The sequence below is a fragment of the Burkholderia sp. BCC0405 genome (assembly GCF_902833075.1).
Taxonomy (GTDB): Bacteria; Pseudomonadota; Gammaproteobacteria; order Burkholderiales; family Burkholderiaceae; genus Burkholderia.
In genome coordinates, this window is the sequence record NZ_CADFEO010000005.1 from 25,707 (window position 1) to 47,993 (window position 22,287).

A 22,287-nucleotide genomic window follows, 5' to 3' on the forward strand; every position below is an offset into this window, starting at 1 on the left:
GAATTGTGGTGATGGATCGTTACGTGGCCGTTAAGGATTTGTTTCGCGCCGGCTTCGGCGCGCGCGAATTCCCACTATCTGGTTAATTTCCGGTGCTGAACATGATGGACGCCTGGATCGATGCGGCAGTCGCGAATATGTCGCGGCGGACGACTCCGCGCCAGCGTCCCTGTTCATCGGACGAATTTGAAGCGGCGGACGCGTGGAGGCGAGCAGGAACGCGCACGTCATGAACCGGGCAGCCACGGGTGGCTTCGTGCGAACCGGCAGCCGTCGATCGTGATCACGACCCGCGGCCGTCACGCCGAGTGCGCGCGCGGCTCCGGCTCCGCGCAACTCACGCGGTTCCTGCCTTCGCGCTTCGCGCGATACAGTGCCATGTCGGCCTGGCGCGACAGCGCATGCACGGACGCGGGGCGCGCGCGATGGCCGGTCGCGCAGCCGATGCTGACGGTGAAGGCTGGAACAGGTTGCGCAAACCCGTCGAGCCGGTTGCGTTCGACTTCGCGGCGAATTGCCTCCGCCACCCGCGCGGCGCCGTTTTCGTCCGTATCCGGCAATACCGCGACGAACTCCTCGCCACCGTACCGGGCGGCGAGATCGCCGCGCCGACGCGTGTGCGTGCGGATGCAGTCGGCGAGAAAGCGCAGCGCCGTATCGCCTTCCGCATGCCCATACCGGTCGTTGTACTGCTTGAAGTGGTCGGCGTCGATGAACAGGATCGACAGGCTGCCGTTGCTGCCCCGCTGCAGCCGTTCCCATTCGTCGGCCAGCGCGATATCGAGCGCGCGGCGGTTGCACAGGCCGGTCAGCGGATCGGTCCGCGTGAGATCCGTGAGCAGCGTCTGTTTGCGCAGGTTGCCCTGCAGCGCAAACGCAAGCAGCCATACCACCGCGCAAAACAGCGCGCTGATCACGGTCGCCAGTACGCCGGCCGTCCACGACAGGCGCGTAATGCCCGCCAGCACGTCGCGCTCCGCCGGCGCGACGACGGCGATCAGCGGCGTGCCCGGCACCCGCTGGTAGGTATACAGCCGCACGGTGCCGTCGATGCTCGAGCGCGCGGGATAGAAGCCCGATTCGCTGTTCACCATCCGCTCGAATGATTTCGAGCGACGCAGGTTGTTCATCTGGTTGTCGCTCAACGACGGATTTCTCGACAGGATCGTGCCGTCCGCGCGCAGGATCGCGCTGACCCCGTGCGGCCCGACATCGAGGCTGGACAGGAGCTGATCGAAATAGGCGATGTCGACGGCGACCACCGCGATCCCGTTGAACGTGTGATCGGGCCGGTCGATGCGCCGCGACAGCGCGATGGATTCCTTGCCGGCGCGCGAGCGCGCGCGATAGACCTCGGACACGTAGAGGCCGACGTTGTCCGCATCGCGATGGACCTTGAAGTAGTCGCGATCGCTGAAATCCCAACGGTGGATCGTGCCGCAGCATCCGTCGATCAACTGGCCGCGCTGGTCGGTCACGCCCATGCCGGTGACATATTGGGCCGCGGTGCGCTCGAACAGCAGATCGTGTCGCAGCCGGGCATCCATGCGCCGCACCGCGGGATTGCCGAGATCGGAGGCCAGTGCGAGCAGCGCGTTGTTCGACGTTTCGACGGTGCGTGCGATCTGGCTCACCAGAACGGCTGCCACGTTGCGCGAAGTTTCATGCGCATGCTCGATGGCTTCGTTTCGCCCGGCCCACAGTGTCGCCATGCTGATCCCGAGTGCGGCAAGCGACATCAGCGTGCCCGCCGCCCCGACGACAAGCGGGTGACGTCCGGCCCAGTCGGCAATTTTCTCGATCGAGGTGAATGCGGGCATGCTCGCGCTCGTAAGGGAAGCCGGCTGCAATGACGCCGGCCCGGTTCAAATCCCCGTTAACGGCACGGTTAACAGAAAATCAAGGCCGGCATGGCGGCCGGCCGCGCGCCGGCGATCGACGAATGGGGGCCGGCAAAGGCCGGCAAACCCGGGCGCTCGCGGGCACGATCGCGAACGGCGAGGGCGACCCGCTGCCGGCGCTGAAGCGGGTCGGCAGGCTGGGCGGCGTCGAGGTATTGACGCTCGGCCTGCCGGACAAGCCCGCGCGCTCGAACGTGCCGCTCGCGCCCGGCCGGGCCGTTCCAGGCGATGCGGTAAAGTAGCGCCTTCGCAGGGGGCACCCGCTGGGAGAGCAGCGCCCTTGCTGGATCAGGAGAAAAATGAATGGGTGACAACAGGTACACCTACGGCACCTGGCCGGATTTGCGGCCCGTCGACGTCTTTGCCCCGGTAGCGTTCGACGAGACACGCAAGCAATTCGGCCTGGATGATCTCGCCGCTGCGCCGGCGATGCTTCCCGGTCAGGCTGACGTCCCGTTCCCTGGCAAGTTCGCCGGCGCTACGCCGGGCACGTCCGTCGCCTCCCTTGCAGGTCGGAAGTTGTTCCCTCGAACGTTGCCGTTTCGCCTGCCGATGATCGCGGGTGTCGGGTTGTCCGGTATCCGGATCGCCTTCGCTCGCCGCCTCGGCGCATGGGCCGGTCGGGCGATCCCCGTCGCGGGCGAGGTATGCCCGGCTCGCGACGCTTGCCCGATCACGCGCGACACCGTGTCGACCGACGACCGAATCGCGCAGCCCGAGGCCCGGGTGCGCTGAGCCATGAAAGACGATACCTGGGAACGCCTGGAAGCCTTCACACGCGAGGAATTCGGCCGGCCGGCGTTCGGCGGCAAGCTGAACCTGCAACCGGAATCCCGGCTTGAGCAGGATCTCGGCATCACGGGCCTCGACGGGGTGGAGTTCATCGACCGGTGGGCAGCGACATTCGGCGTCGACGCCCGAGGATTCCCGTACCGGCGCTATTTTGGCCCCGAAGGCCAGGCACTGCTGTCGTCACTCATCGGGCTGCTCGTGAAGCGCCTTCGGCACCCGGAGCGACGGCCGCTGACCTTGGGGATGCTGGCCGAGGCAACGCGACGCGGGAAGTGGGACACGGACGCGATCGAGGCGGCTGCGGGGCAGTGATCGTCAGTGATCGTAGATGGCAGGGCCGGTCGATGTACTGACCGGCCCTTTTTCATGGGCTGTCGTCCGGAACCCTGTCCCGCCACGTGCGCCGCCCGCGCGCCGATTGATAACCACTCAACATCAATCCTTCCAAAAATTGCACTTATCGTTTGCCTGACGCCAGGGGAACATGGCGGAAAACGACAATCGTCCGCCCCCCGCGTATTTCTGGATTTTCAGGAGACACCCCGATGCACCCCTCGTCCAGCCTTCCGACCGAACGTTCGAAGGCCGCTGCGGTCTTCCGCGTCACAGCCGGGAATTTTCTCGAGCAGTTCGACTTCTTCCTGTTCGGCTTCTACGCCACGCAGATCGCCAACGTCTTCTTTCCCGCGCAAAGCGAGTTCGCATCGCTGATGATGACCTTCGCCGTGTTCGGCGCCGGCTTCCTGATGCGGCCGCTGGGTGCCATCGTGCTGGGCGCGTACATCGACGACGTCGGCCGCCGAAAGGGCCTGATCGTCACGCTGTCCATCATGGCGAGCGGCACCATCCTGATCGCGTTCGTGCCGGGCTACGCGACGATCGGCCTGCTGGCGCCCGCGCTCGTGCTGCTCGGCCGGCTGCTGCAGGGCTTCTCCGCCGGCGCGGAACTGGGCGGGGTATCGGTATATCTCGCCGAGCTGGCGACGCCCGGCCGCAAGGGCTTCTTCACGAGCTGGCAGTCCGCCAGCCAGCAGGTCGCGATCGTCGTCGCGGCGGGCCTGGGCTTTGCACTGAATCAATGGCTGAGCGCGTCGGCCATCGCCGCATGGGGATGGCGCGCGCCGTTCTTCGTCGGCTGCATGATCGTGCCGTTCATCTTCATGCTGCGCCGCAACCTGGAGGAAACCCAGGCGTTCAAGGCGCGCACGCATCGTCCGGGCATGAAGGAAGTGTTCGGTACGCTGGTTCGGAATTGGGGCGTCGTGGTGGCCGGCATGATGCTGGTCGCGATGACCACCACGAGCTTCTATCTGATCACGGTCTACGCGCCGACCTTCGGCAAGACGGTGCTGCATCTGAGCACCGCCGACAGCCTGCTCGTGACGCTGTGCGTCGGCGTGTCGAACTTCGTGTGGCTGCCGATCGGCGGTGCGCTGTCCGACCGGATCGGCCGCCGGCCGCTTCTGGTCGGCATGACGGTGCTCACCATCGTGACCGCCTACCCGGCGCTGTCGTTGCTCGCGCACGCGCCGTCGTTCGTCAACATGCTGCTCGTGCTCCTCTGGCTCTCGTTCATGTACGGGATCTACAACGGCGCGATGGTCGTCGCGCTCACGGAAGTGATGCCGGTGCAGGTGCGCGTCGCGGGCTTCTCGCTCGCCTACAGCCTCGCGACGGCCGTGTTCGGCGGCTTCACGCCGGCCATCTCGACCGCGCTCATTCACATGACGGGCGACAAGGCCGCGCCGGGATACTGGATGAGCTTCGCCGCGGTGTGCGCGCTGCTTGCGACGTTCGCGCTCTATCGCCCCCGCGCCGCGACGCTGACGCCGGCGCATTGATGGCCGGCCCATCCGGCAGGCTCGGAAAACCCCACGAACCCACGCGAATCCCTACGACCATGACCATGAAAAACCTGTTCCTGAAATGTTGCGCGACCGCGCTCGTCGCCGCTAGCGCGGCGGCGGCCAACGTGCAGGCCGCCGAACTGCACGTGATGAGCTCGGGCGGCTTCACCGCCGCCTACACGCTGCTCGGCCCCCGGTTCGAGTCGACGACGGGCAATACGCTCGATACCGCGCTCGGTCCGTCGATGGGCAAGTCGCCCGAAGCGATTCCGAACCGGCTCGCGCGCGGCGAGCCCGCCGACGCGGTGATCATGGTCGGCTACGCACTCGATGACCTGATCAAGCAGGGCAAGGTCATCCCCGGATCCCGGGTCGAGCTGGCCGATTCGCGCATCGGCATGGTCGTGCGCGACGGTGCGGCAAAGCCCGACATCAGCTCCCCCGAAGGCCTGAAGCAGGCGCTGCTGCACGCCAGGTCGATCGCCTATTCGGACAGCGCGAGCGGCGTGTATATCGAACGCGAGCTGTTCAGGAAGCTCGGCATCGAGGATCAGGTGAAGTCGAAGGCGAAGATGATTCCGCGGATCCCGGTGGCGTCGGTCGTGGCGAACGGCGACTACGAAATCGGCTTCCAGCAGGTGAGCGAGTTGCTGCCGGTCAAGGGCGCGACCTTCGTCGGCAAGATTCCCGAATCGTTGCAGTCGGTCACGCGCTTCGCCGCCGGCATCCCCGTCGGCGCGCAGCACCCGAAGGAAGCGAAGGCGCTGCTCGACTATCTTGCGTCGCCCGAGGTGCAGGCGGACGTGAAGTCGACCGGGCTCGATTCCGTTTCCGCTCACTGAATCCGGCCGACGGGAAGGCGTGCGTCAGGCGGCCTTCCCGTTACCGTCGGCATCGGCCGCGACGCGGCCTTGATCGGCCCCGTTCGGGAAGGCTGAACCGGCCACGGCGAGCCGCTGCGCAAGCAGCGTGCGATCGCACGCGCGTTCCCACATCGACACGAAGATGACCGCGCAGGCATTGCTGATCACGCTCGTCAGCGCGCGCGCCTCGGACATGAAGCGATCGATGCCGACCAGCAGGGCGACCCCGGCAACGGGCAGGTCGGGCATGACGGCGAGCGTGGCGACCAGCGCCACCAGTCCGCTGCCGGAAACACCGGCCGCGCCCTTGGACGTGAGCAGCATGACGGCGAGCATCATCGCGATCTGCGACGCGGAAAGCGGCACGTCGCACGCCTGCGCGATAAACAACGCGGCGAGCGTCAGGTAGATCGCGGTGCCGTCCAGGTTGAACGAATAGCCCGCCGGCAGCACGAGCCCGACGACGCCCCGGTCGCAACCGAGCGACGTCAGCTTGACGATCAGGCGCGGCAGAACGGGCTCCGACGAGGACGTCGCGAGGACGATGAGCAGCTCTTCGCGCAGGTAGCGCAACAGCCGCCACAGCGCGAAGCCGTGCAGGCGCGCGAGCGGTGCGAGCACCAGCGCGACGAACAGCGCGCATGCCGCGTAGAAGGACAGCATCAGCTTCGCCAGCGAGCCGACCGAGCCGATACCGAAGCGGCCCACCGTGAACGCCATCGCACCGAATGCGCCGAGCGGCGCGAGCCGCATGATCATCGCGAGCACGCGAAAGACGACCTGGGCGACCCCGTCGATCAGCGCAAGAACGGGCCGGCCGGCCGTCCGGTGCGCGTTCAGCGAGAAACCGAACAGCAGCGACAGCAGCAGTACCGGCAACACCTCGCCCTTCTCGAACGCGCCGAGCATCGTATCGGGAATCACGCTCAACCCGAACGCCACGAGCCCGCGTGGCTGCGCGTCCTTCGCGTACTGCGCGAGGATGCTCGAATCGAGATGGTGCACGTCGATGTGCAGGCCGGCGCCCGGCCGCAGCACGAACGCGGTGACGAGCCCGATCGCGAGCGCGACGGCGGTCAGCGAATAGAAGAGCGCCATGGCCCGAACGATCGTGCGGCCGATTGCCTTCCCGTCCGCAAGTGACGTGATGCCCGAGACGATCGTGCAGAAGACGATCGGCGCGATGGTCATCCGCACCAGGCCGACGAACGCATCGCTGAGGGGCTTGAGCATGGCGCCCGCGTCCGGCCATGCGTGACCGACGCTCACGCCGAGCAGCATCGCAAGCAGCACCTGCACATAGAGCGATTTGAGCAGCCTGGCCAACCTCACGGGACGATCTTCCTTCGGGTCTTTCCTGTCGTTGTCATGCCGATGCACCGCGGCTCGCGAACCCGCCGCGCTTCGCGTCGACGATCATCCGATGAAACGCTTCGGCGGCCGGCGTGAGCGGACGTCCGCGCCGCTTGACGATGCCCACGCGCCGTTTGACGACCGGCTCGACGAGCGGCACGCTCGTGAGAACGGGGTGGTCGTGCCCGGGCATCGCCATCGAGGGCACCGCGGCGACGCCGAGCCCCGCCTCGATCAATCCGAGCAGGGTCGTCACGTGGCGTGCTTCGCACACGCTCGGCCCGCGCGGCGCCACGGCGGCCAGCGCCTGGTCGAGCAGCAGACGGTTACCGGACGTCTTGTCCACCGCCACGTAATCGTGCTCGTACAGTTCGTTCCAGGTCACGCGCTTCTTGCGCGCGAGCGGATGGTCGCGGCGGCACGCGGCGACGAAGCGCTCCTGGAGCAACACCTTGAACTCGATCTCGGCTTCCTGGCTGCCGATGAAGCTCACGCCGAAATCGGCCTCGCCGCTGATGACGGCACCCAGCACCTCGTTCGCGCCCGCGTCCAGCAGCTTGACCCGGATGCGCGGAAAGCGCTGATGATAGCGCGCGATGATCGCGGGCAGAAAGTAGTAGGCCACCGAGGGCACGCACGCGATGGTCACATGGCCCAGGCGGCTCGACGACACGTCGCGAATGCCGAGCAGCGCGGCGTCGAGATCGTCGAGCAGTTGTTCGGCACTCTGGGCGAACACGCGGCCGACCGTGGTGAGCGTGACGCGACGCGTGGTGCGCTCGAAGAGACGCACGCCGAGCGCCTCCTCGAGCTTGTCGATCCGGCGACTCAGCGCCGGCTGGGAAATGCTCACCGTCTCCGCGGCCTTGCGGAAACTACCCGTTTCCACGACCGCGCGAAACGCCTGCAAGTCGTTCAAATCGAAGTTGATTCCCACGGGCAAGCCTCCGCATCTCAGATGCGCAGTATTGTCCACGATTCCCGCGATCCTGCCTGGCCGGCGTTGCACGCATCCGTGCACTGTCAGTCGAGCCCGCCCTGGCACAGGTACTTGATCGACAGGTAGTCGTCGAGGCCGTAGCGCGAACCTTCGCGGCCATAGCCCGATTCCTTCACGCCGCCGAACGGCGCGGCCTCGCTCGCGAGCGCGCCTTCGTTGATCCCGACGATGCCCGTTTCGAGCCGTGCCGACACGCGCGCGATGCGTCGCACGTCCTGCGTGTAGAAATACGCGGCGAGCCCGAACGGCGTGTCGTTCGCGGCGGCGACGGCTTCGTCCTCGGTATCGAAGCGAAACAGCGCGGCGATCGGGCCGAAGGTTTCCTCGCAGTTCAGTTGCATCGCGGCGGTGGCGTCGGCGAGCACCGTCGGTGCGTAGAAGTTCGGGCCGAGTTCGGGCAGACGCTTGCCGCCGGTGAGGACGCGCGCGCCGCGCTCGATGGCGTCGCCGACGTGGCGCGCGATCTTGTCGACCGCGCGCGCGTTGATCATCGGGCCGATCTGCGCGGCCGGGTCGGTCGCCGGCGCGACCTTCAACGCGGCGACGCGCGCCGCGAGCTTCGCGGCGAACGCGTCGTAGACGCCGGCCTGCACGTACACGCGATTCGGCGACACGCACGTCTGGCCGCCGTTGCGGAACTTGGCCGCCATCAGCCCGTCGATCGCCGCATCGAGCTCGGCGTCGTCGAACACGATGAACGGCGCGTTGCCGCCGAGCTCCAGCGACAGCTTCTTCAGCGTCGCGGCCGATTCGCGCGCGAGCAGCTTGCCGACGGGCGTCGATCCGGTGAACGTGATCTTGCGCACGCGGCCGTCGGCGAGCCAGTCGGCCACGGCATCGATGCCGCGCTCGCGCGACGCGGAAATCATGTTCAGCACGCCGGCCGGCACGCCCGCTTCCTGCGCGAGGAACGCGAGCGCGAGCGCGGTCAGCGGCGTGTCCTCCGCCGGCTTCGCGACCACCGTGCAGCCGGCCGCGAGTGCGGGCGCGATCTTGCGCGCGATCATCGCGAGCGGGAAATTCCACGGCGTGATCGCGGCGACGATGCCGATCGGCTCCTTGACCGCGGCGAGGCGCTTGCCGCGCTGCTGCTGCGGAATCAGGTCGCCGTACGTGCGCGTCGCTTCCTCGGCGAACCACAGCACGTACGACGCGCCGTAGGCGACTTCGCCGCGCGCTTCGGCGAGCGGCTTGCCCTGTTCGCGAGACATCAGCTTCGCGAGATCCTCGGTATGCGCGACGATCGCCGCGTGCCATGCGCGCAGGATCGCCGCCCGTTCGCGAGCGGGCGTCGTGCGCCAGGCGGGCAGCGCGCGCGCGGCCGCGTCGGTCGCCGCGCGGGCGTCGGCCGCGCCGCTGTCGGGTGCTTCAGCGGCGGTGTCGAGCGTTGCCGGATCGGTGACGGCGAAGCGGCGGCCGTCGAGCGCATCGCGCCAGGCGCCGTCGATCAGGTTGGCGGTGCGCAGGAGTTCGGAGCGGGACAGCGTGAGTGGCATGACAAGTCCTTGGATGAAGCGGTTCGGCGGCGGTGCGCGGCGGCGCGGGCGCGCGACGACTCCACGCGGACGGCATGGCTGCCGCGTTCGTGGATGCCGCGCGCGGTCCGTCAATGCCGTTCGCCGAACAGCGATTCGAGCGGGTAGTGCCGTTTGACGAACGGCGACTTGATGATCACGTAACTGAAATACTTCTCGATGCCGATGTTCTGCTCGAGCAGGCCCTCGATGATCGTCTGGTAATGGCTGACGCTGCGCGTGATGAACTTCAGCAGATAGTCGTAGCCGCCGCTTGCGAGATGGCACTCGACGATCTCGTCGACATTGCGGATCGCCGCGACGAAACGGTCGAAGTCCTCGCGCCGGTGGTCGGCCAGCGTGACCTCGGTAAATACGACCTGCACGTCGCCGAGTTTCTCGAGCTGGATGTGCGCGCCGTAACCGCCGATGTAGCCGGCCTTCTCGAGCCGCTTGACGCGGATCAGGCAGGGACTGGGCGACAGCCCGACCGCGTCGGCCAGTTCGACGTTGGTCATGCGGCCGCGCTTTTGCAACTGGGAGAGGATGCGCAGGTCGATGCGATCCAGCTTGCTGTCCGTCATGGTCCGTGAGAGGGCAAAAATGGAATGTCCGGTTACTTTAGAGTCGAACCGGGGCCGTCACAAGCCCCGCTTACCCTTGTCGCGCTCACGCCGGCTGCGCGTGCGCGGCGTCGAGCGCGCGCTGCACGCCGGGTTCGGCCAGCACGTCGTCGAGCGTCTTGCGCACGCGCTCGAACAGCAGGTCGAACTCGCCCGCGGTGAAGCTCAGCGCCGGTGCGAAACCGAGCACGCCGTCGCCGAACGCACGGAACACCACGCCGTTTGCATACGCGGCGGCGGCAATCCTGTCCGGCACGTTCAGTACCGGGTCGAAGCGCGTCTTGCGCGCCTTGTCGGTCACCAGCTCGAGCGCGCCGAGCAGGCCGACCGAGCGCGCGTCGCCGACGAGCGGATGCGCACGCAGCGCGTCGAGGCCGGCGGCAAAGCGGGGCGCCATCGCCTGGCCGTTCGCGAGCAGCCCGCCTTCGTGATAGAGCTTCAGCACTTCGAGGCCGATCGCCGCGCTGACCGGATGCGCGGAATACGTGTAGCCGTGGCCGACCACGGCCGATTCGGCGCGGCTGCCCGCGATCCCCTCGTAGATTTCGTCGGACATCAGCACCGCGCCCATCGGCGCATAGCCGGCGGTCAAGCCTTTCGCGACGGTCATCAGGTCGGGTTTGACGCGCTCGGTTTCGCACGCGAACAGCGGGCCGGTCCGGCCGAAGCCGGTGATCACCTCGTCGGCGACGAACAGGATGCCGAGGCGCCGGCACGCGTCGCGCATCGCCTTCAGCCAGCCGGCCGGCGGCACGATCACGCCGCCGGAGCCCTGCACGGGCTCGCAGAAGAATGCCGCAACGTTGTCCGCGCCCAGTTCGGCCACCTTCGCTTCGAGCGCGGCGACCGACGCGGCGATCAGCGCCTGCGGATCGTCGCCGAGCGGATGGCGGTACGGGTAGGGCGACGGGATATGGTGCTGGTCGGCGCGCGGCAGGTCGAAATGGCGATGGAACGCGGGCAGCGCGGTGAGGCCGGCGCCGATCGTCGACGAACCGTGATAGCCGCGTTCGAGCGCGATCATCTGCTTTTTCGACGGCCGGCCGGTCGAGTTGAAATAGTGCGTGATGAAGCGCACCGCGGAGTCGATCGCATCCGAACCGCCGAGCGTGAAGTACACACGGTTCAGCGACGGCGGCGCAAGCGCCGCGAGCCGTTCGGCGAGCTCGATCGCCGGCTGCGACCCGAAATGGAAATAGCCGGTCGCGTAGGGCAGCTTCGCCATCTGCTCGGCGGCGGCCTTCACGATGCTGGCGCGGCCGTAGCCGACGTTCACGCACCACAGGCCCGAGAACGCGTCGAGCAGCGTATGGCCGTCGGCGTCGCGCAGGAACACGCCCTCGGCGGATTCGAGCACGGTGACGCCGCGCGCCTCGTGCGCGCGATAGTTGACGACGGGGTGGATCAGGTGTTGACGATCGGCTTCGATCAGCGTGGCGTGGTTCATGGGAAGGCGGGACTCTCGTCGGGTGTCAGCGGTGAGTTCATGCTACCGGGCGAGCCATTCGACTGTGCCTTCAATTCGCTGCCCGAAACGTATGGATACGGCGTTTGCACGGGGTGCTTCGGCATTTTCTGCTGCGCACCCCGCCGCACCGGAGGCGCGCGTCAGTAGCGGCGCGCGCGATCGACGACGCCGATCATCGGCTGTCCCGCGCGATGCCGCGCGAGGTTCGCGAGCACGGCGTCCACCGCGGTATCGGGCCGCGTTGCGCTCGCGATGTGCGGCGTGATCCGGATTCGCGGATGCGTCCAGAACGGATGGCCGGCGGGCAACGGTTCGGGGTCCGTCACGTCGAGGATCGCGCTGTCGAGCCGGCCGCTGTCGAGCGCGGCGAGCAGGGCGGCCGCATCGAGCTGCGGCCCGCGCCCGGCCTGCACGAGCGACGCGCCGGCCGGCAGCGCATCGAACACGCGCGCGCCCAGCAGGCCGCGGGTGCTGTCGGTGAGCGGGAGCAGGCAGATCAGGACGTCGGTGCGGGCCAGGAACGCGTCGAGCGCCGCGTCGCCCGCGTAGCAGTCGATGCCGTCGAGCGTGCGCGGCGTGCGGCTCCAGCCGGCACACGGGAACCCGAAGCGCCGCAGCGTATCGAGCACGGCCTGGCCGAGCGTGCCGAGCCCGAGCACGCCGACGCGCCGCGACGCGGCCGCGCGCACCGGTTTCTCGCGCCACACCTGCGCGCGTTGTTGCGCCGCATAGTCGAACAGGTCGCGGTGAATCGTCAGCACGGCCTGCGTCACATACTCGACCATGCCTTCGACGATGCCGGGCTCGATCATCCGCACGACCGGGATGTGAGCAGGTACGCGCGACAGGTCGAACTGGTCGATGCCGGCGCCGACCGAGAACACGACCTCGAGGTTCGGCAGCAACGCGGCCGGTTCGTCCGGCGGTTGCCATGCGGCGAGGTAGCGGACGTCGTGCGGATCGCCGATGTCCGGCCAGATTCGGAACGCGAGGTCGGGCGCCTGTTGCGCGAAGCGCTGCGCCCATTGCGCGCCGCGCACCGGGTCGGCCTTGTAGAGGAAGCTCATCGGGCGTGCCGTTCAGCCGAGCGCCTGGCTGACGATCGCGAACGCGCGCAGCGCGGGGTCGCGTTCGGGCGTCGCCCCGCGCGCCATCGCGACGACGGTATCGACGCGCGGCAGCCCGAGCCCTTGCAGCCAGTCGGACAGCCCGCTGTCGCCCGGCACGTCGAGCCGCACGAACATGCCTTCATGCAGCGCGAGCCAGTGGCTGATCAGCGCCTGTGCGCGCAGCGTGTCCGGTGCGACCACCGGGCCGATCACGTGGCCGCGGCCGAAACGGCGAAACAGCGCGAAGCCGAGCAGTTCGCCGTCGCGGTCGAGTGCGATGCCGTTCGCGACGCCGAGCAGCGCCTCGATCACCGCGTCGCGTCGATAGCCCGCGGCCCGCGACGCGAGCGCGGCAAGCCGCGGGCCGTCGTTTGCGCCGAGGGGCCGCAGGCGCTCGCCGGGCGGCAGCGATATCAGCGGCGGCTGGAATGCGGCGCCCTGGTGCTGATCGATCGTATCGATCGCTTCGAATCCGAACTTCGCATACAGCGGTTCGCCCGCCGGCGTCGCATGCAGAAAAATGGTTCGCGAGCCGAGGCTGTCGAGCACGCGGGAAAACAGTTCGCGCCCGATGCCGCGGCCCTGGCGCTCGGGCGACACGATGACCATGCCGAGCGACGCGTGCGCTTCGCCGAAGCGCCAGCCCAGTGCGGTACCGACGATGCCGGTTTCGTCCTCGGCGACGAAGCCGCCGCCGAGCTGGAACACGAAGCGCCAGTCGTCGAGCCGGTGCGGCCACTTGACTGCCTCCGACAGCCGATGCGCGGCGGGCAGGTCGGCTTCGGCGAACGGGCGATAGGTAAGCGTGCTGGAAGGATTGAGGTCGGACACGCCGGACTCCGGATGAGTGGGAACGATGCGCCCACTGTGCCAGCGACACGGCGGTGCGGATAGGACGATTCGCCTGTTTTCCGGTGCTGGCGGCCGGTCGGTCGAGTTCGACGCAAACCGGCCTGATCGGCGCGCGGGAACGCGCGGTTCGTGCCGGCCCGACCCGTCATTCCGGCAGCTTCTGCTGTTCGAACGCAATACGATTGAAGCAAGGCGCCGAAGCGGCCAGGCATCACGCACCCGCCCGTGCGCCCCAATGAAGGCCACCGCAGATCGTGCCGTGCGAGGCGCGCAACACGCGGCGATTCTGCGCTTTGAGCGGCTTCGAACGACGCGCGGCGGATTTTTTGCCCTGATTCAATTTCATACAACCCAGCCCGTCCCCGGCCCTGCCGGGGCTTCACACCGACAGGACGTCACCATGATCCAATTTGAACCGAAGTTCATCACGTTCGACTGCTACGGCACGCTCACCCGCTTCCGGATGGCGGAAATGGCGCGCGAGGTTTACGCGGACCGGCTGTCGCCGGTCGCGCTCGAGGCGTTCGTGCGCGCGTTCGCCGCCTACCGCCTCGACGAGGTGCTCGGTGCATGGAAGCCGTACCGGGATGTCGTCGTCAACGCGATCCGCCGCACCTGCAACAGGCTCGGCGTGACGTTCGACGAGGCCGAGGCCGAAAGCTTCTATCTGGCGGTGCCGACCTGGGGCCCGCATCCGGACGTGCCCGCGGGCCTGTCGCGACTGGCCAAAAAATACAAGCTGGTGATCCTGTCGAACGCATCGGACGACCAGATCATGAGCAACGTCGACAAGCTCGGCGCGCCGTTCCATGCGGTGTTCACCGCGCAACAGGCGCAGTCGTACAAGCCGCGGATGCAGGGCTTCGAATACATGTTCGGCCAGCTCGGCTGCCAGCCGGAGGATGTGCTGCACGTGTCGTCGAGCCTGCGCTACGACCTGATGACGGCGGAGGATCTCGGGATCAAGCACAAGGCGTTCGTCAACCGCGGCCACGAGCCGGGCACGCCGTTCTACAACTACTACGAGGTGTCGGACATCGGCCATCTCGCGACGCAGCTCGGGCTGTAGGCGGCGTATCGGCCGCGCGGCGCGCCGTCGAACCGGCCGGGATCGCCTGCGTCGCTGCCCGGCGGCCGATACGCGCGGGCGCGGCGCCGGGCAAGCCGCCCGCACCGCGGTCGGGGCCCGGATCGGTAGCGTCGGGCGCCGGCTATCGTCTGAATTTTCATGCGGGGCCGGCGCGCGGCGCGGCGGCGCGGGGGCATTGCGGGTCGGCACGGTCGTCGCGCACGGTGTCGGCCAAACGGCGTGACGCGGCGTGGCGTGGCGTGACATGACGCGGCGTGACATGACGTATACGCACGCAGCAATTCATGCTGCGCAGCCTACCCAAAACGGTTGATTCGTGTCGTGCGGCCGCCCCGAATCGCGACAACCCGCATTTTGGCGATGCTTAAATGAACTTCATGTGCAAGACGTTGCGCCGGCCACCAGCAGGCGGGCGCAACGGGATGATCGAACCACGCTGGACCCCAGGACCCACTTTCCACAGTCAGGAGCAGTTCGGATGAACGACGATATCGACAAGGGCGGTTTCACGCGCCGCGACATGATGCGGGTCATGGCGGCGAGCGGCATGATGGCCGTCGGCGGCGGCGGGCTGCTGATGAATGCGCAGTCGGCGTTCGCCGCGCCGGCGCCGAAGCGCGGCGGCAAGATCCGGGTCGCGAACGAATCCAGTTCGACGGCCGATACGCTCGATCCGGCCAAGGGCTCGACCGGCGCGGACTACATCCGCTTCTTCATGTTCTACAGCGGCCTCACGCAGCTCGATGCGAGCCTGACGCCGCAGATGAATCTCGCCGAGTCGCTGCAGACGACCGACGCGAAGACGTGGATCGTCAAGCTGCGCAAGGGCGTCACGTTTCACGACGGGAAGCCGGTCGGGCCGGCCGACGTCGTGTTCTCGCTGATGCGCCACAAGAACGCCGCCACCGCATCGAAGGTCAAGACGCTCGCCGACCAGTTCGCCGACGTGAAGGCGAGCGGTCCGGACGAGGTCACGCTTACGCTCGCGAGCGCGAACGCCGACCTGCCGGTGATCCTCGCGACGCCGCAGCTCGTGATCGTCAAGGACGGCACGGCCGACTTCTCGACCGGCATCGGCTGCGGGCCGTACAAGCTCAAGTCGTTCAAGCCGGGGGTATCGACCGTCGGCGTGCGCAACGACAGCTACTTCAAGCCCGGGATGCCGTACCTCGACGAGATCGAGCTGATCGGCATCAGCGACAGCGCCGCGCGCCTGAACGCGCTGCTGTCGGGCGACGTGCACCTGATCAACTCGATCGACCCGCGCTCGACGCAGCGGGTCGCGTCGACGCCCGGCTATGCGCTGAAGGAAACCAAGTCGGGGCTCTATACCGACCTGATCATGCGCAGCGAAAACCCGATCACCGCCCATCCCGATTTCGTCGAGGGGATGAAGTACCTGTTCGATCGCGAGCAGATCCGCTCGGCGGTGTTCCGCGGCTACGCGGTGATCGGCAACGACCAGCCGATCCCGCCGGGGCATCGCTACTTCAATGCGTCGCTGCCGCAGCGCCCGCACGATCCGGACAAGGCGAAGTTCCTGTTCCAGAAGGCCGGTGCGCTCGGCGCCGCGCTGCCGCCGATCTACGCGACCTCGGATGCGAACGGGTCGATCGAGATGGCCGTGCTGCTGCAGCAGGCCGGCCAGAAAATCGGACTGAACCTGCAGGTGAACCGCGTGTCGCCCGACGGCTACTGGTCGAACCACTGGATGAAGCATCCGCTCGGCTTCGGCAACATCAACCCGCGCTCGAGCGCCGACGTGCTGTTCACGCAGTTCTTCAAGTCGGATGCGCCGTGGAACGAGTCGGGCTGGAAGAACACGAAGTTCGACCAGCTGCTGCTCGCCGCGCGCTCCGAGACCGACAACGCGAAGCGCAAGCAGATGTACGGCGAGATGCAGGCGATCGTCGCGCAGCAGGGCCGGGTCGGCATTCCGGCGTTCATCAGCTTCCTCGACGGGTACGACAAGCGGCTCGCGGGCCTCGGCTCGGTGCCGACCGGCGGGATGATGGGCTTCATGTTCGCCGAGCACGTGTGGTGGAACGCCTGATGCCGACGCTTGCCGCCGTGGCGCGACCGGTGCGGGACACCGCACCGGCTGTGCGCGGCCTTTTCGGGAGTGCCGCTCCATGAACCGAATCCTGCTCGGGCTGATCGGCCGGCGCATCGCGGTGACCGCGCTGACGCTGCTGATCGTGTCCGCGATCATCTTCACGATCACGAACCTGCTGCCGGGCGACGCCGCACAGGCCGCGCTCGGCCAGTCGGCGACGCCGGAGACGGTCGCCGCGCTGCGTCAGCAGTTCGGCCTCGACATGCCGGCCCACGTGCGCTACCTGCACTGGCTCGCGGGGCTGCTGCACGGCGATTTCGGCCGCTCGCTGTCCGGCGACATGCCGGTATCCGACATGATCGGCGGGCGCCTGCCGAAGTCGCTCGCGCTCGCGGCGATCACGACGGCCGTGTCGGTGCCGATCGCGCTGCTGCTCGGGATCCTCGCGGCGGTCAAGCGCGAGTCGGCGATCGATCGCGTGATCAGCCTCGGCACGCTGTCGCTCGTCGCGACGCCGGAATTCCTGATCGCGACGGTCGCGGTGCTCGTGCTGGCCGTGAAGCTGCACTGGTTGTCCGCGCTGTCGTACAGCGGCCCGATCGACAGCGTGCACGACTTCCTGCGCGCTTATGCGATGCCGGTGCTGACGCTGTGCGCGGTCGTGATCGCGCAGATGGCGCGCATGACGCGCGCCGCGGTGATCGAGCAGCTGAGCGCGTCGTATGTCGAAATGGCCGTGCTCAAGGGGGCGAGCCCCGCGCGCGTCGTGCTGCGCCATGCGCTGCCGAACGCGATCGGGCCGATCGCCAATGCGGTCGCCTTGAGCCTGTCGTATCTGCTCGGCGGCGTGATCGTCGTCGAGACGATCTTCAACTATCCGGGCCTCGCGAGCCTGATGGTCGATGCCGTCGGCAACCGCGATTTCCCGCTGATCCAGGCGTGCACGCTGATCTTCTGCGTCGCGTATCTGACGCTCGTGCTGTTTGCCGACCTGTGCTCGATCGTGTCGAACCCGAGACTGCGCACCTGACAGGTTGCCGTCCTTCTTCCGAGATGCCGCCCATGCAACCGACCGAACCCGTTCAACGCAGCAGCGCGCTGCCGCCGTCCGGCGAGCAGCGCCCACCGTGGGGCGGCTCGCCGCCGCCCGCCGCGCCCGCCCCCGATCGGCCGCGCAAGCGCCGCGCCGCGCGCATGAAGCTGACGGCCGGCGGTCGCGTCGGCCTGTCGATGGTCGGCCTGATGCTGTTCATCGCGGTGTTCGCACCGCTGCTCGCGCCGCACGACGTCGGCACGATCGTCACGCAGGACGTATTCGCGCCGTTCAGCGCGAAGCTGCCGTTCGGCTCGGATTTCCTCGGCCGCGACATGCTGAGCCGGATCCTGTACGGCACGCGGCTGACCGTGCTGCTCGCGCTCGCGGCCGTGCTGCTCGCCGCGCTGACCGGCACGACGCTCGGGCTGCTCGCGACCGTGTCGGGCCGCGCGGTCGACGAGACGATGAGCCGGCTGCTCGATGCGCTCACGTCGATTCCGTCGAAGATGTTCGCGCTGATGTTCGTCGCCGCGTTCGGCTCGTCGCTGCCGCTGCTGGTCCTCACCGCCGCGGTCAGCTACATGCCGGGCTCGTACCGGATCGCGCGCGCGCTGGCCGTCAACATCAGCACGCTCGAATTCGTCCAGGTCGCGCGGGCGCGCGGCGAAAGCGCGCTGTACATCGCGTGCGTCGAGATGCTGCCGAACATGATTCACCCGATGCTCGCCGACACCGGGCTGCGCTTCACGTTCGTCGTGCTGTTGCTGAGCGGCCTCAGCTTTCTGGGGCTCGGCGTGCAGCCGCCGTACGCGGATCTCGGCTCGCTCGTGCGCGAGAACATCGCGAGCCTCGGCGACGGCTCGGCCGTCGCGATCATGCCCGCGGTCGCGATCGCGATCCTGACGGTGGGCGTGAACCTGTTGATCGACGGCCTGCCGCATCGCGGCCGCCGCAAGGGCGCTGCGGGCGCCGCGGGAGGGCACTGATGCAACACGAATCGAACCTGCTCGTCGAGGTGCGCGGGCTGCGTGTGGTCGGCGGCCGGCCGGGCGGCGAGGAAACGACGATCGTCCACGGCGTCGACTTCGAGATCCGGCGCGGCGAGGTGCTCGCGCTGATCGGCGAATCCGGGTCGGGCAAGACGACGATCGCGCTGTCGCTGATGGGCCATGCGCGCGCCGGCTGCCGGATCGCCGGCGGCTCCGTGAAGCTCGGCGGCACCGACGTCTGCACGTTGTCCGCGCCTGCACTGGCCGCGCTGCGCGGCCGCAGGGTCGCGTACATCGCGCAGAGCGCCGCTGCCGCATTCAATCCGTCGCGCACGATCCTCGACCAGGTGATCGAGAGCGCGCTGATCCACAAGACGATGACGAAGCGCGATGCGCAGGCGAAGGCGGTCGAGCTGTTCCGCGCGCTCGCGCTGCCGGAGCCGGAGACGATCGGCAGGCGCTACCCGCACCAGGTGTCGGGCGGCCAGTTGCAGCGGCTCATGGCCGCGATGGCGCTGATCACCGATCCGGAGCTGGTGATCCTCGACGAACCGACCACGGCGCTCGACGTGACCACGCAGATCGACGTGCTGCAGGCCTTCAAGAGCGTGATCCGGCGCTGCGGGATGAGCGCCGTATACGTGTCGCACGATCTCGCGGTCGTCGCGCAGATGGCCGACCGGATCGTCGTGCTGAGCGACGGCGTGATCCGCGAGGCGGGCGAGACCGAACAGATCCTGCATGCGCCGGCGCACCCGTACACGCAGAGCCTGATCGCGGCGGTCACGCCGGGCGATGCCGGGCACGATGCGAAAGCGGCGCCCGCCGCGCCGGCGCACCTGCTCGACCTGCGCGGCGCGATCGCCGGCTATGGCGGCCGGACCGCGAAAGGCTGGCCCGCGAAGGTGATCCTGCACGAAGTCGACCTGCGCATCGGGCGCGGGCAGACGGTCGGCGTGATCGGCGAATCCGGCTCCGGCAAGACGACGCTCGCGAAGGTGATCGCGGGCCTCGTGCCGGCGACGGGCGGCGAGATCCTGCTCGACGGCGAGCCGCTCGCGCGCGATATCGGCAAACGCACCAAGGAGCAGCACCGCCGCGTGCAGATCGTGTTCCAGAACGCCGATACCGCGCTCAACCCGGTGCATACCGTCGAGCGCACGCTGGCGCGGCCGCTCGCGTTCTATCACGGGATCAAGGGGGCGCGTGCGCGGCAGCGCGTCGCGGAACTGCTCGAACTCGTGCGGCTGCCGCAGACGGTCGCCGCGCGGCGCACGGGCGAGCTGTCCGGCGGACAGAAGCAGCGCGTGAACCTCGCGCGCGCACTCGCGGCCGAGCCCGACCTGATCCTGTGCGACGAGGTCACGTCGGCGCTCGATACGGTGGTGGGCGCCGCGATCATGGACCTGCTGCGCGACCTGCAGGCGAAGCTCGGCGTGTCGTACATATTCATCACGCACGACATCGCGAAGGTGCGCGCGATCAGCGACGAGATCGTCGTGCTGTACGCGGGCCGGCGGGTCGAGACCGGCAGCCGCGATGCGCTGTGCGCACCACCTTACCACCCGTATTCGCACCTGCTCGTATCGTCCGCGCCGGAACTGCGCGCGGGCTGGCTCGACGGTGCGGCCGAGCGTTGCCATCGGCCGCTCGTGCCGATCGGCGAGAGCGCGGACGATGCGGAGCTGTGCGCGTTCCTGTCGCGCTGCGCGATGCGGGTGGACGGTGTGTGCAATCGCACGGCGCCGGTCCTGCGCACGCTCGGGAACGGCGCGCAGGTGCTGTGCCATCGCAGCGAGGACGATCTCGCGCGCTTCCAGGCCGAGCCGGCCGGGGCGGACGCGCCGGTGCAGCCGGTGCGCCTGTAACGCGCGGCGGCGCCCATGCATCGCGTGCGCCGCGCCCGGCGAGCGGCCTTCCGCATAGTGTGCTGCGGCGGTCGTGCAAAACGGTGAATCGTGCGCGCGCCGTGCGTGAATACGCGGCAACTGCGCTTTTCGATGGTGATTAAATGGCTTGCAACGGACGGTCGCCGATCGTCGGTGCCGAGTGCTCGAGAAGGATCCGATGAAATTCGAATCGTACTGGCTGGATACCCGCCCCGCGTTTCGCGCCGGCTGCGAGGGGCCCGTTGAAGGGCGCGCCGACGTGGCCGTGATCGGCGGCGGCTTCACCGGTCTGTCCGCGGCGCTTGCGCTGGCGCAGCGCGGCGTCTCGGTGGTCGTGCTCGAAGCCGCGCAGATCGCAGGCGAAGCGTCGGGCCGCAACGGCGGCCAGTGCAACACCGGCGTGGCGCAGGACTACGCATCGCTGGCCGCGCGAATCGGCGCCGAACCCGCCAAGCAGTTCTATCGCGCGTACGAAAGCGCCGTGAAGAGCGTCGAGACGATCGTGGCCGAGCACGCGATCGACTGCGATTTCCGGCGGGCGGGCAAGCTGAAGCTCGCCGCGAAGCCGCAGCATTTCGCGGGGCTCGCGAAGACGTTCGACGCATTGCGGCGGGACGTCGATCCGGACATCGAACTGATCGAGCCGGCGCGGATCCGCGAGGAAGTCGCGTCCGACGGTTTCCACGGCGGGCTGTTGCAGCGCCGCGGCGTGCAGATGCACATGGGCAAGTTCGGCGTCGGCCTCGCGCAGGCGGCGGTGCGGGCCGGCGCGCGCATCTACGAGCAGGCGGCCGTCACGCGGCTCGAACGGCTCGGGGGCGAGCGGCACAAGATCACCTGTGCGCGCGGCACACTCGTCGCCGACCGCGTGCTGGTCGCCACCGGCGCGTCGCAGCACGGCCCGTTCGCATGGTTCCGGCGGCGCATCGCGCCGGTCGGCAGTTTCATCGTCGTCACCGAGCCGCTGCCCGACGCGCAACTGAACCGGTTGTTTCCGCATCGCCGCGCGTACGTGACGTCGCGCCAGATCGGCAACTACTTCCGCGTGACGCCCGACAACCGGCTGCTGTTCGGCGGCCGCGCGCGTTTTGCGATGTCGAGCCCGCGCTCCGACGCGAAAAGCGGCGACGTCCTGCGCGCGGGCATGGCCGGATATTTTCCGGAACTGGCCGACGTGCGGCTCGATTACTGCTGGGGCGGGCTGGTCGACATCACCGCCGACCGGCTGCCGCGCGCGGGCCAGCACGACGGACTCTATTACTCGATGGGCTACAGCGGCCACGGTGTGCAGATGTCGGTGCACATGGGCCGCGTGATGGCCGACGTGCTGTACGGGGCAGCCGCGTCGAACCCGTGGCGCGAGCTCGACTGGCCGGCGATGCCGGGCCATTTCGGGCATGCGTGGTTCCTGCCCATCGTCGGCGCGTACTACCGGATGCAGGATTTCCTGCATTGAAACGCGTGACCCGGGAGGATTCGACATGAACGCACGATTCGTTTGCCCGCTCTCGCCGGCAATCGGCGACGTGCTCCGCACGATCGATGCGTCGTTTGCGCAGCCGCTGAACCTCGACACGCTCGCGGCCGTGGCCGGATTGAGCGTGTCGCGTTTCACCGCGCGCTTTCGCAGCGAAGTCGGGTTGTCGCCGCACCGCTATCTGTGCCTCGTGCGGGTGCGGCGGGCGCAGGACCTGTTGCGGGCCGGCCTGGCGCCGTCGGTCGTGGCGACCGAGGTCGGCTTCTTCGATCAGAGCCATCTGTGCCGGCATTTCCGGCGCGTGCTCGGGATCACGCCGCGCGACTACGTGGTCGCGCGCACGGATGGCGCACCGGCGCGCGTGCAGGCGATCCGCACGCGGACCGAACACCGCGAAGCGTCGTGTCACGTCGCGTAGGTGCAAGGGC

At 68.3% G+C, this 22,287-nt stretch carries 20 protein-coding genes; 12 read left to right on the top strand and 8 right to left on the bottom strand.

What is annotated here, in order from left to right; all coding sequences use genetic code 11:
* Positions 1 to 299: 299 nt before the first annotated feature.
* Entirely contained in the window at positions 300 to 1,820 is a 1,521-nt protein-coding gene (locus HWX36_RS09475) for a GGDEF domain-containing protein (RefSeq protein WP_175951858.1), read from the bottom strand.
* Positions 1,821 to 1,942: 122 nt separating this feature from the next.
* On the opposite strand from HWX36_RS09475, the gene HWX36_RS09480 reads away from it, so the two are divergent.
* From HWX36_RS09480 to HWX36_RS09500, 5 genes are all read left to right on the top strand, one after another.
* Positions 1,943 to 2,143, top strand: a complete 201-nt coding sequence (locus HWX36_RS09480) for a hypothetical protein (RefSeq protein ID WP_244136347.1) — start codon at positions 1,943 to 1,945, stop codon at positions 2,141 to 2,143.
* Positions 2,144 to 2,204: 61 nt separating this feature from the next.
* Positions 2,205 to 2,636 carry an STM2901 family protein gene (locus HWX36_RS09485; protein WP_175951859.1) on the top strand — a complete coding sequence of 144 codons (432 nt, stop codon included), beginning with the start codon at positions 2,205 to 2,207 and terminating at the stop codon, positions 2,634 to 2,636.
* A gap of 3 nt (positions 2,637 to 2,639) precedes the next feature.
* Positions 2,640 to 3,005: a DUF1493 family protein gene (locus tag HWX36_RS09490; RefSeq protein ID WP_175951860.1), complete on the top strand. Its 366-nt coding sequence runs from the start codon at positions 2,640 to 2,642 to the stop codon at positions 3,003 to 3,005.
* A gap of 233 nt (positions 3,006 to 3,238) precedes the next feature.
* Positions 3,239 to 4,534, top strand: a complete 1,296-nt coding sequence (locus HWX36_RS09495; RefSeq protein ID WP_175951861.1) for an MFS transporter — start codon at positions 3,239 to 3,241, stop codon at positions 4,532 to 4,534.
* Positions 4,535 to 4,599: 65 nt separating this feature from the next.
* Positions 4,600 to 5,382: a substrate-binding domain-containing protein gene (locus HWX36_RS09500; RefSeq protein WP_175951862.1), complete on the top strand. Its 783-nt coding sequence runs from the start codon at positions 4,600 to 4,602 to the stop codon at positions 5,380 to 5,382.
* A gap of 24 nt (positions 5,383 to 5,406) precedes the next feature.
* Here the strand turns inward: HWX36_RS09500 and dctA are convergent, their stop codons facing one another.
* The 7 genes from dctA to HWX36_RS09535 all read right to left on the bottom strand — a co-directional run bounded on the left by dctA (position 5,407) and on the right by HWX36_RS09535 (position 13,301).
* The gene (dctA, locus tag HWX36_RS09505; protein WP_175951863.1) at positions 5,407 to 6,735 is read right to left on the bottom strand and encodes a C4-dicarboxylate transporter DctA; all 1,329 of its coding nucleotides are present in this window, start codon (positions 6,733 to 6,735) and stop codon (positions 5,407 to 5,409) included.
* A 34-nt stretch (positions 6,736 to 6,769) separates the two neighbouring features.
* Entirely contained in the window at positions 6,770 to 7,693 is a 924-nt protein-coding gene (locus tag HWX36_RS09510) for a LysR family transcriptional regulator (RefSeq protein WP_175951864.1), read from the bottom strand.
* Between the two features lie 86 nt (positions 7,694 to 7,779).
* Positions 7,780 to 9,252, bottom strand: a complete 1,473-nt coding sequence (locus HWX36_RS09515) for an NAD-dependent succinate-semialdehyde dehydrogenase (RefSeq protein ID WP_175951865.1) — start codon at positions 9,250 to 9,252, stop codon at positions 7,780 to 7,782.
* A gap of 110 nt (positions 9,253 to 9,362) precedes the next feature.
* Positions 9,363 to 9,854, bottom strand: a complete 492-nt coding sequence (locus HWX36_RS09520; RefSeq protein ID WP_077217568.1) for a winged helix-turn-helix transcriptional regulator — start codon at positions 9,852 to 9,854, stop codon at positions 9,363 to 9,365.
* An 85-nt stretch (positions 9,855 to 9,939) separates the two neighbouring features.
* On the bottom strand, positions 9,940 to 11,340 hold the full coding sequence (locus tag HWX36_RS09525) for an aspartate aminotransferase family protein (protein ID WP_175951866.1): 1,401 nt from the start codon (positions 11,338 to 11,340) through the stop codon (positions 9,940 to 9,942).
* Between the two features lie 161 nt (positions 11,341 to 11,501).
* Positions 11,502 to 12,428: a glyoxylate/hydroxypyruvate reductase A gene (locus HWX36_RS09530; RefSeq protein ID WP_175951867.1), complete on the bottom strand. Its 927-nt coding sequence runs from the start codon at positions 12,426 to 12,428 to the stop codon at positions 11,502 to 11,504.
* Between the two features lie 12 nt (positions 12,429 to 12,440).
* Positions 12,441 to 13,301 (bottom strand): GNAT family N-acetyltransferase, encoded by an 861-nt coding sequence (locus HWX36_RS09535; protein ID WP_175951868.1) that lies wholly within the window; start codon positions 13,299 to 13,301, stop codon positions 12,441 to 12,443.
* Between the two features lie 421 nt (positions 13,302 to 13,722).
* Here HWX36_RS09535 and HWX36_RS09540 point away from each other — a divergent pair, with 421 nt between their 5' ends.
* The 7 genes from HWX36_RS09540 (at position 13,723) to HWX36_RS09570 (ending at position 22,277) form a co-directional block, all read left to right on the top strand.
* Positions 13,723 to 14,391, top strand: coding sequence for a haloacid dehalogenase type II (locus tag HWX36_RS09540; protein WP_175951869.1), 669 nt, complete (start codon positions 13,723 to 13,725; stop codon positions 14,389 to 14,391).
* Positions 14,392 to 14,890: 499 nt separating this feature from the next.
* Positions 14,891 to 16,465, top strand: coding sequence for an ABC transporter substrate-binding protein (locus HWX36_RS09545; RefSeq protein WP_175951870.1), 1,575 nt, complete (start codon positions 14,891 to 14,893; stop codon positions 16,463 to 16,465).
* Between the two features lie 79 nt (positions 16,466 to 16,544).
* Positions 16,545 to 17,498 (top strand): ABC transporter permease, encoded by a 954-nt coding sequence (locus tag HWX36_RS09550; RefSeq protein WP_175951871.1) that lies wholly within the window; start codon positions 16,545 to 16,547, stop codon positions 17,496 to 17,498.
* Positions 17,499 to 17,530: 32 nt separating this feature from the next.
* A complete protein-coding gene (locus HWX36_RS09555) occupies positions 17,531 to 18,490 on the top strand; it encodes an ABC transporter permease (RefSeq protein WP_175951872.1) in 960 nt (319 codons plus the stop codon).
* Positions 18,490 to 20,361 carry an ABC transporter ATP-binding protein gene (locus HWX36_RS09560; protein ID WP_175951873.1) on the top strand — a complete coding sequence of 624 codons (1,872 nt, stop codon included), beginning with the start codon at positions 18,490 to 18,492 and terminating at the stop codon, positions 20,359 to 20,361. The genes HWX36_RS09555 and HWX36_RS09560 overlap by 1 nt, the downstream gene beginning before the upstream one ends.
* Before the next feature lie 199 nt (positions 20,362 to 20,560).
* Complete coding sequence (locus tag HWX36_RS09565) at positions 20,561 to 21,838, top strand: FAD-dependent oxidoreductase (RefSeq protein ID WP_175951874.1); 1,278 nt, start codon at positions 20,561 to 20,563, stop codon at positions 21,836 to 21,838.
* Positions 21,839 to 21,863: 25 nt separating this feature from the next.
* Entirely contained in the window at positions 21,864 to 22,277 is a 414-nt protein-coding gene (locus HWX36_RS09570) for an AraC family transcriptional regulator (RefSeq protein ID WP_175951875.1), read from the top strand.
* The last annotated feature ends 10 nt before the right edge of the window (positions 22,278 to 22,287 follow it).

What these genes read in the sequence shown, in the direction of transcription:
- HWX36_RS09515 (WP_175951865.1), bottom strand. Translation starts at nt 9,252, where the DNA reads ATGCCACTCACGCTGTCCCGCTCCGAACTCCTGCGCACCGCCAACCTG.
- HWX36_RS09560 (WP_175951873.1), top strand. Translation starts at nt 18,490, where the DNA reads ATGCAACACGAATCGAACCTGCTCGTCGAGGTGCGCGGGCTGCGTGTG.
- HWX36_RS09490 (WP_175951860.1), top strand. Translation starts at nt 2,640, where the DNA reads ATGAAAGACGATACCTGGGAACGCCTGGAAGCCTTCACACGCGAGGAA.
- HWX36_RS09525 (WP_175951866.1), bottom strand. Translation starts at nt 11,340, where the DNA reads ATGAACCACGCCACGCTGATCGAAGCCGATCGTCAACACCTGATCCAC.
- HWX36_RS09480 (WP_244136347.1), top strand. Translation starts at nt 1,943, where the DNA reads ATGGGGGCCGGCAAAGGCCGGCAAACCCGGGCGCTCGCGGGCACGATC.
- HWX36_RS09485 (WP_175951859.1), top strand. Translation starts at nt 2,205, where the DNA reads ATGGGTGACAACAGGTACACCTACGGCACCTGGCCGGATTTGCGGCCC.
- HWX36_RS09530 (WP_175951867.1), bottom strand. Translation starts at nt 12,428, where the DNA reads ATGAGCTTCCTCTACAAGGCCGACCCGGTGCGCGGCGCGCAATGGGCG.
- HWX36_RS09565 (WP_175951874.1), top strand. Translation starts at nt 20,561, where the DNA reads ATGAAATTCGAATCGTACTGGCTGGATACCCGCCCCGCGTTTCGCGCC.
- HWX36_RS09545 (WP_175951870.1), top strand. Translation starts at nt 14,891, where the DNA reads ATGAACGACGATATCGACAAGGGCGGTTTCACGCGCCGCGACATGATG.
- HWX36_RS09495 (WP_175951861.1), top strand. Translation starts at nt 3,239, where the DNA reads ATGCACCCCTCGTCCAGCCTTCCGACCGAACGTTCGAAGGCCGCTGCG.
- HWX36_RS09570 (WP_175951875.1), top strand. Translation starts at nt 21,864, where the DNA reads ATGAACGCACGATTCGTTTGCCCGCTCTCGCCGGCAATCGGCGACGTG.
- HWX36_RS09475 (WP_175951858.1), bottom strand. Translation starts at nt 1,820, where the DNA reads ATGCCCGCATTCACCTCGATCGAGAAAATTGCCGACTGGGCCGGACGT.
- HWX36_RS09520 (WP_077217568.1), bottom strand. Translation starts at nt 9,854, where the DNA reads ATGACGGACAGCAAGCTGGATCGCATCGACCTGCGCATCCTCTCCCAG.
- HWX36_RS09540 (WP_175951869.1), top strand. Translation starts at nt 13,723, where the DNA reads ATGATCCAATTTGAACCGAAGTTCATCACGTTCGACTGCTACGGCACG.
- HWX36_RS09555 (WP_175951872.1), top strand. Translation starts at nt 17,531, where the DNA reads ATGCAACCGACCGAACCCGTTCAACGCAGCAGCGCGCTGCCGCCGTCC.
- HWX36_RS09550 (WP_175951871.1), top strand. Translation starts at nt 16,545, where the DNA reads ATGAACCGAATCCTGCTCGGGCTGATCGGCCGGCGCATCGCGGTGACC.
- HWX36_RS09500 (WP_175951862.1), top strand. Translation starts at nt 4,600, where the DNA reads ATGAAAAACCTGTTCCTGAAATGTTGCGCGACCGCGCTCGTCGCCGCT.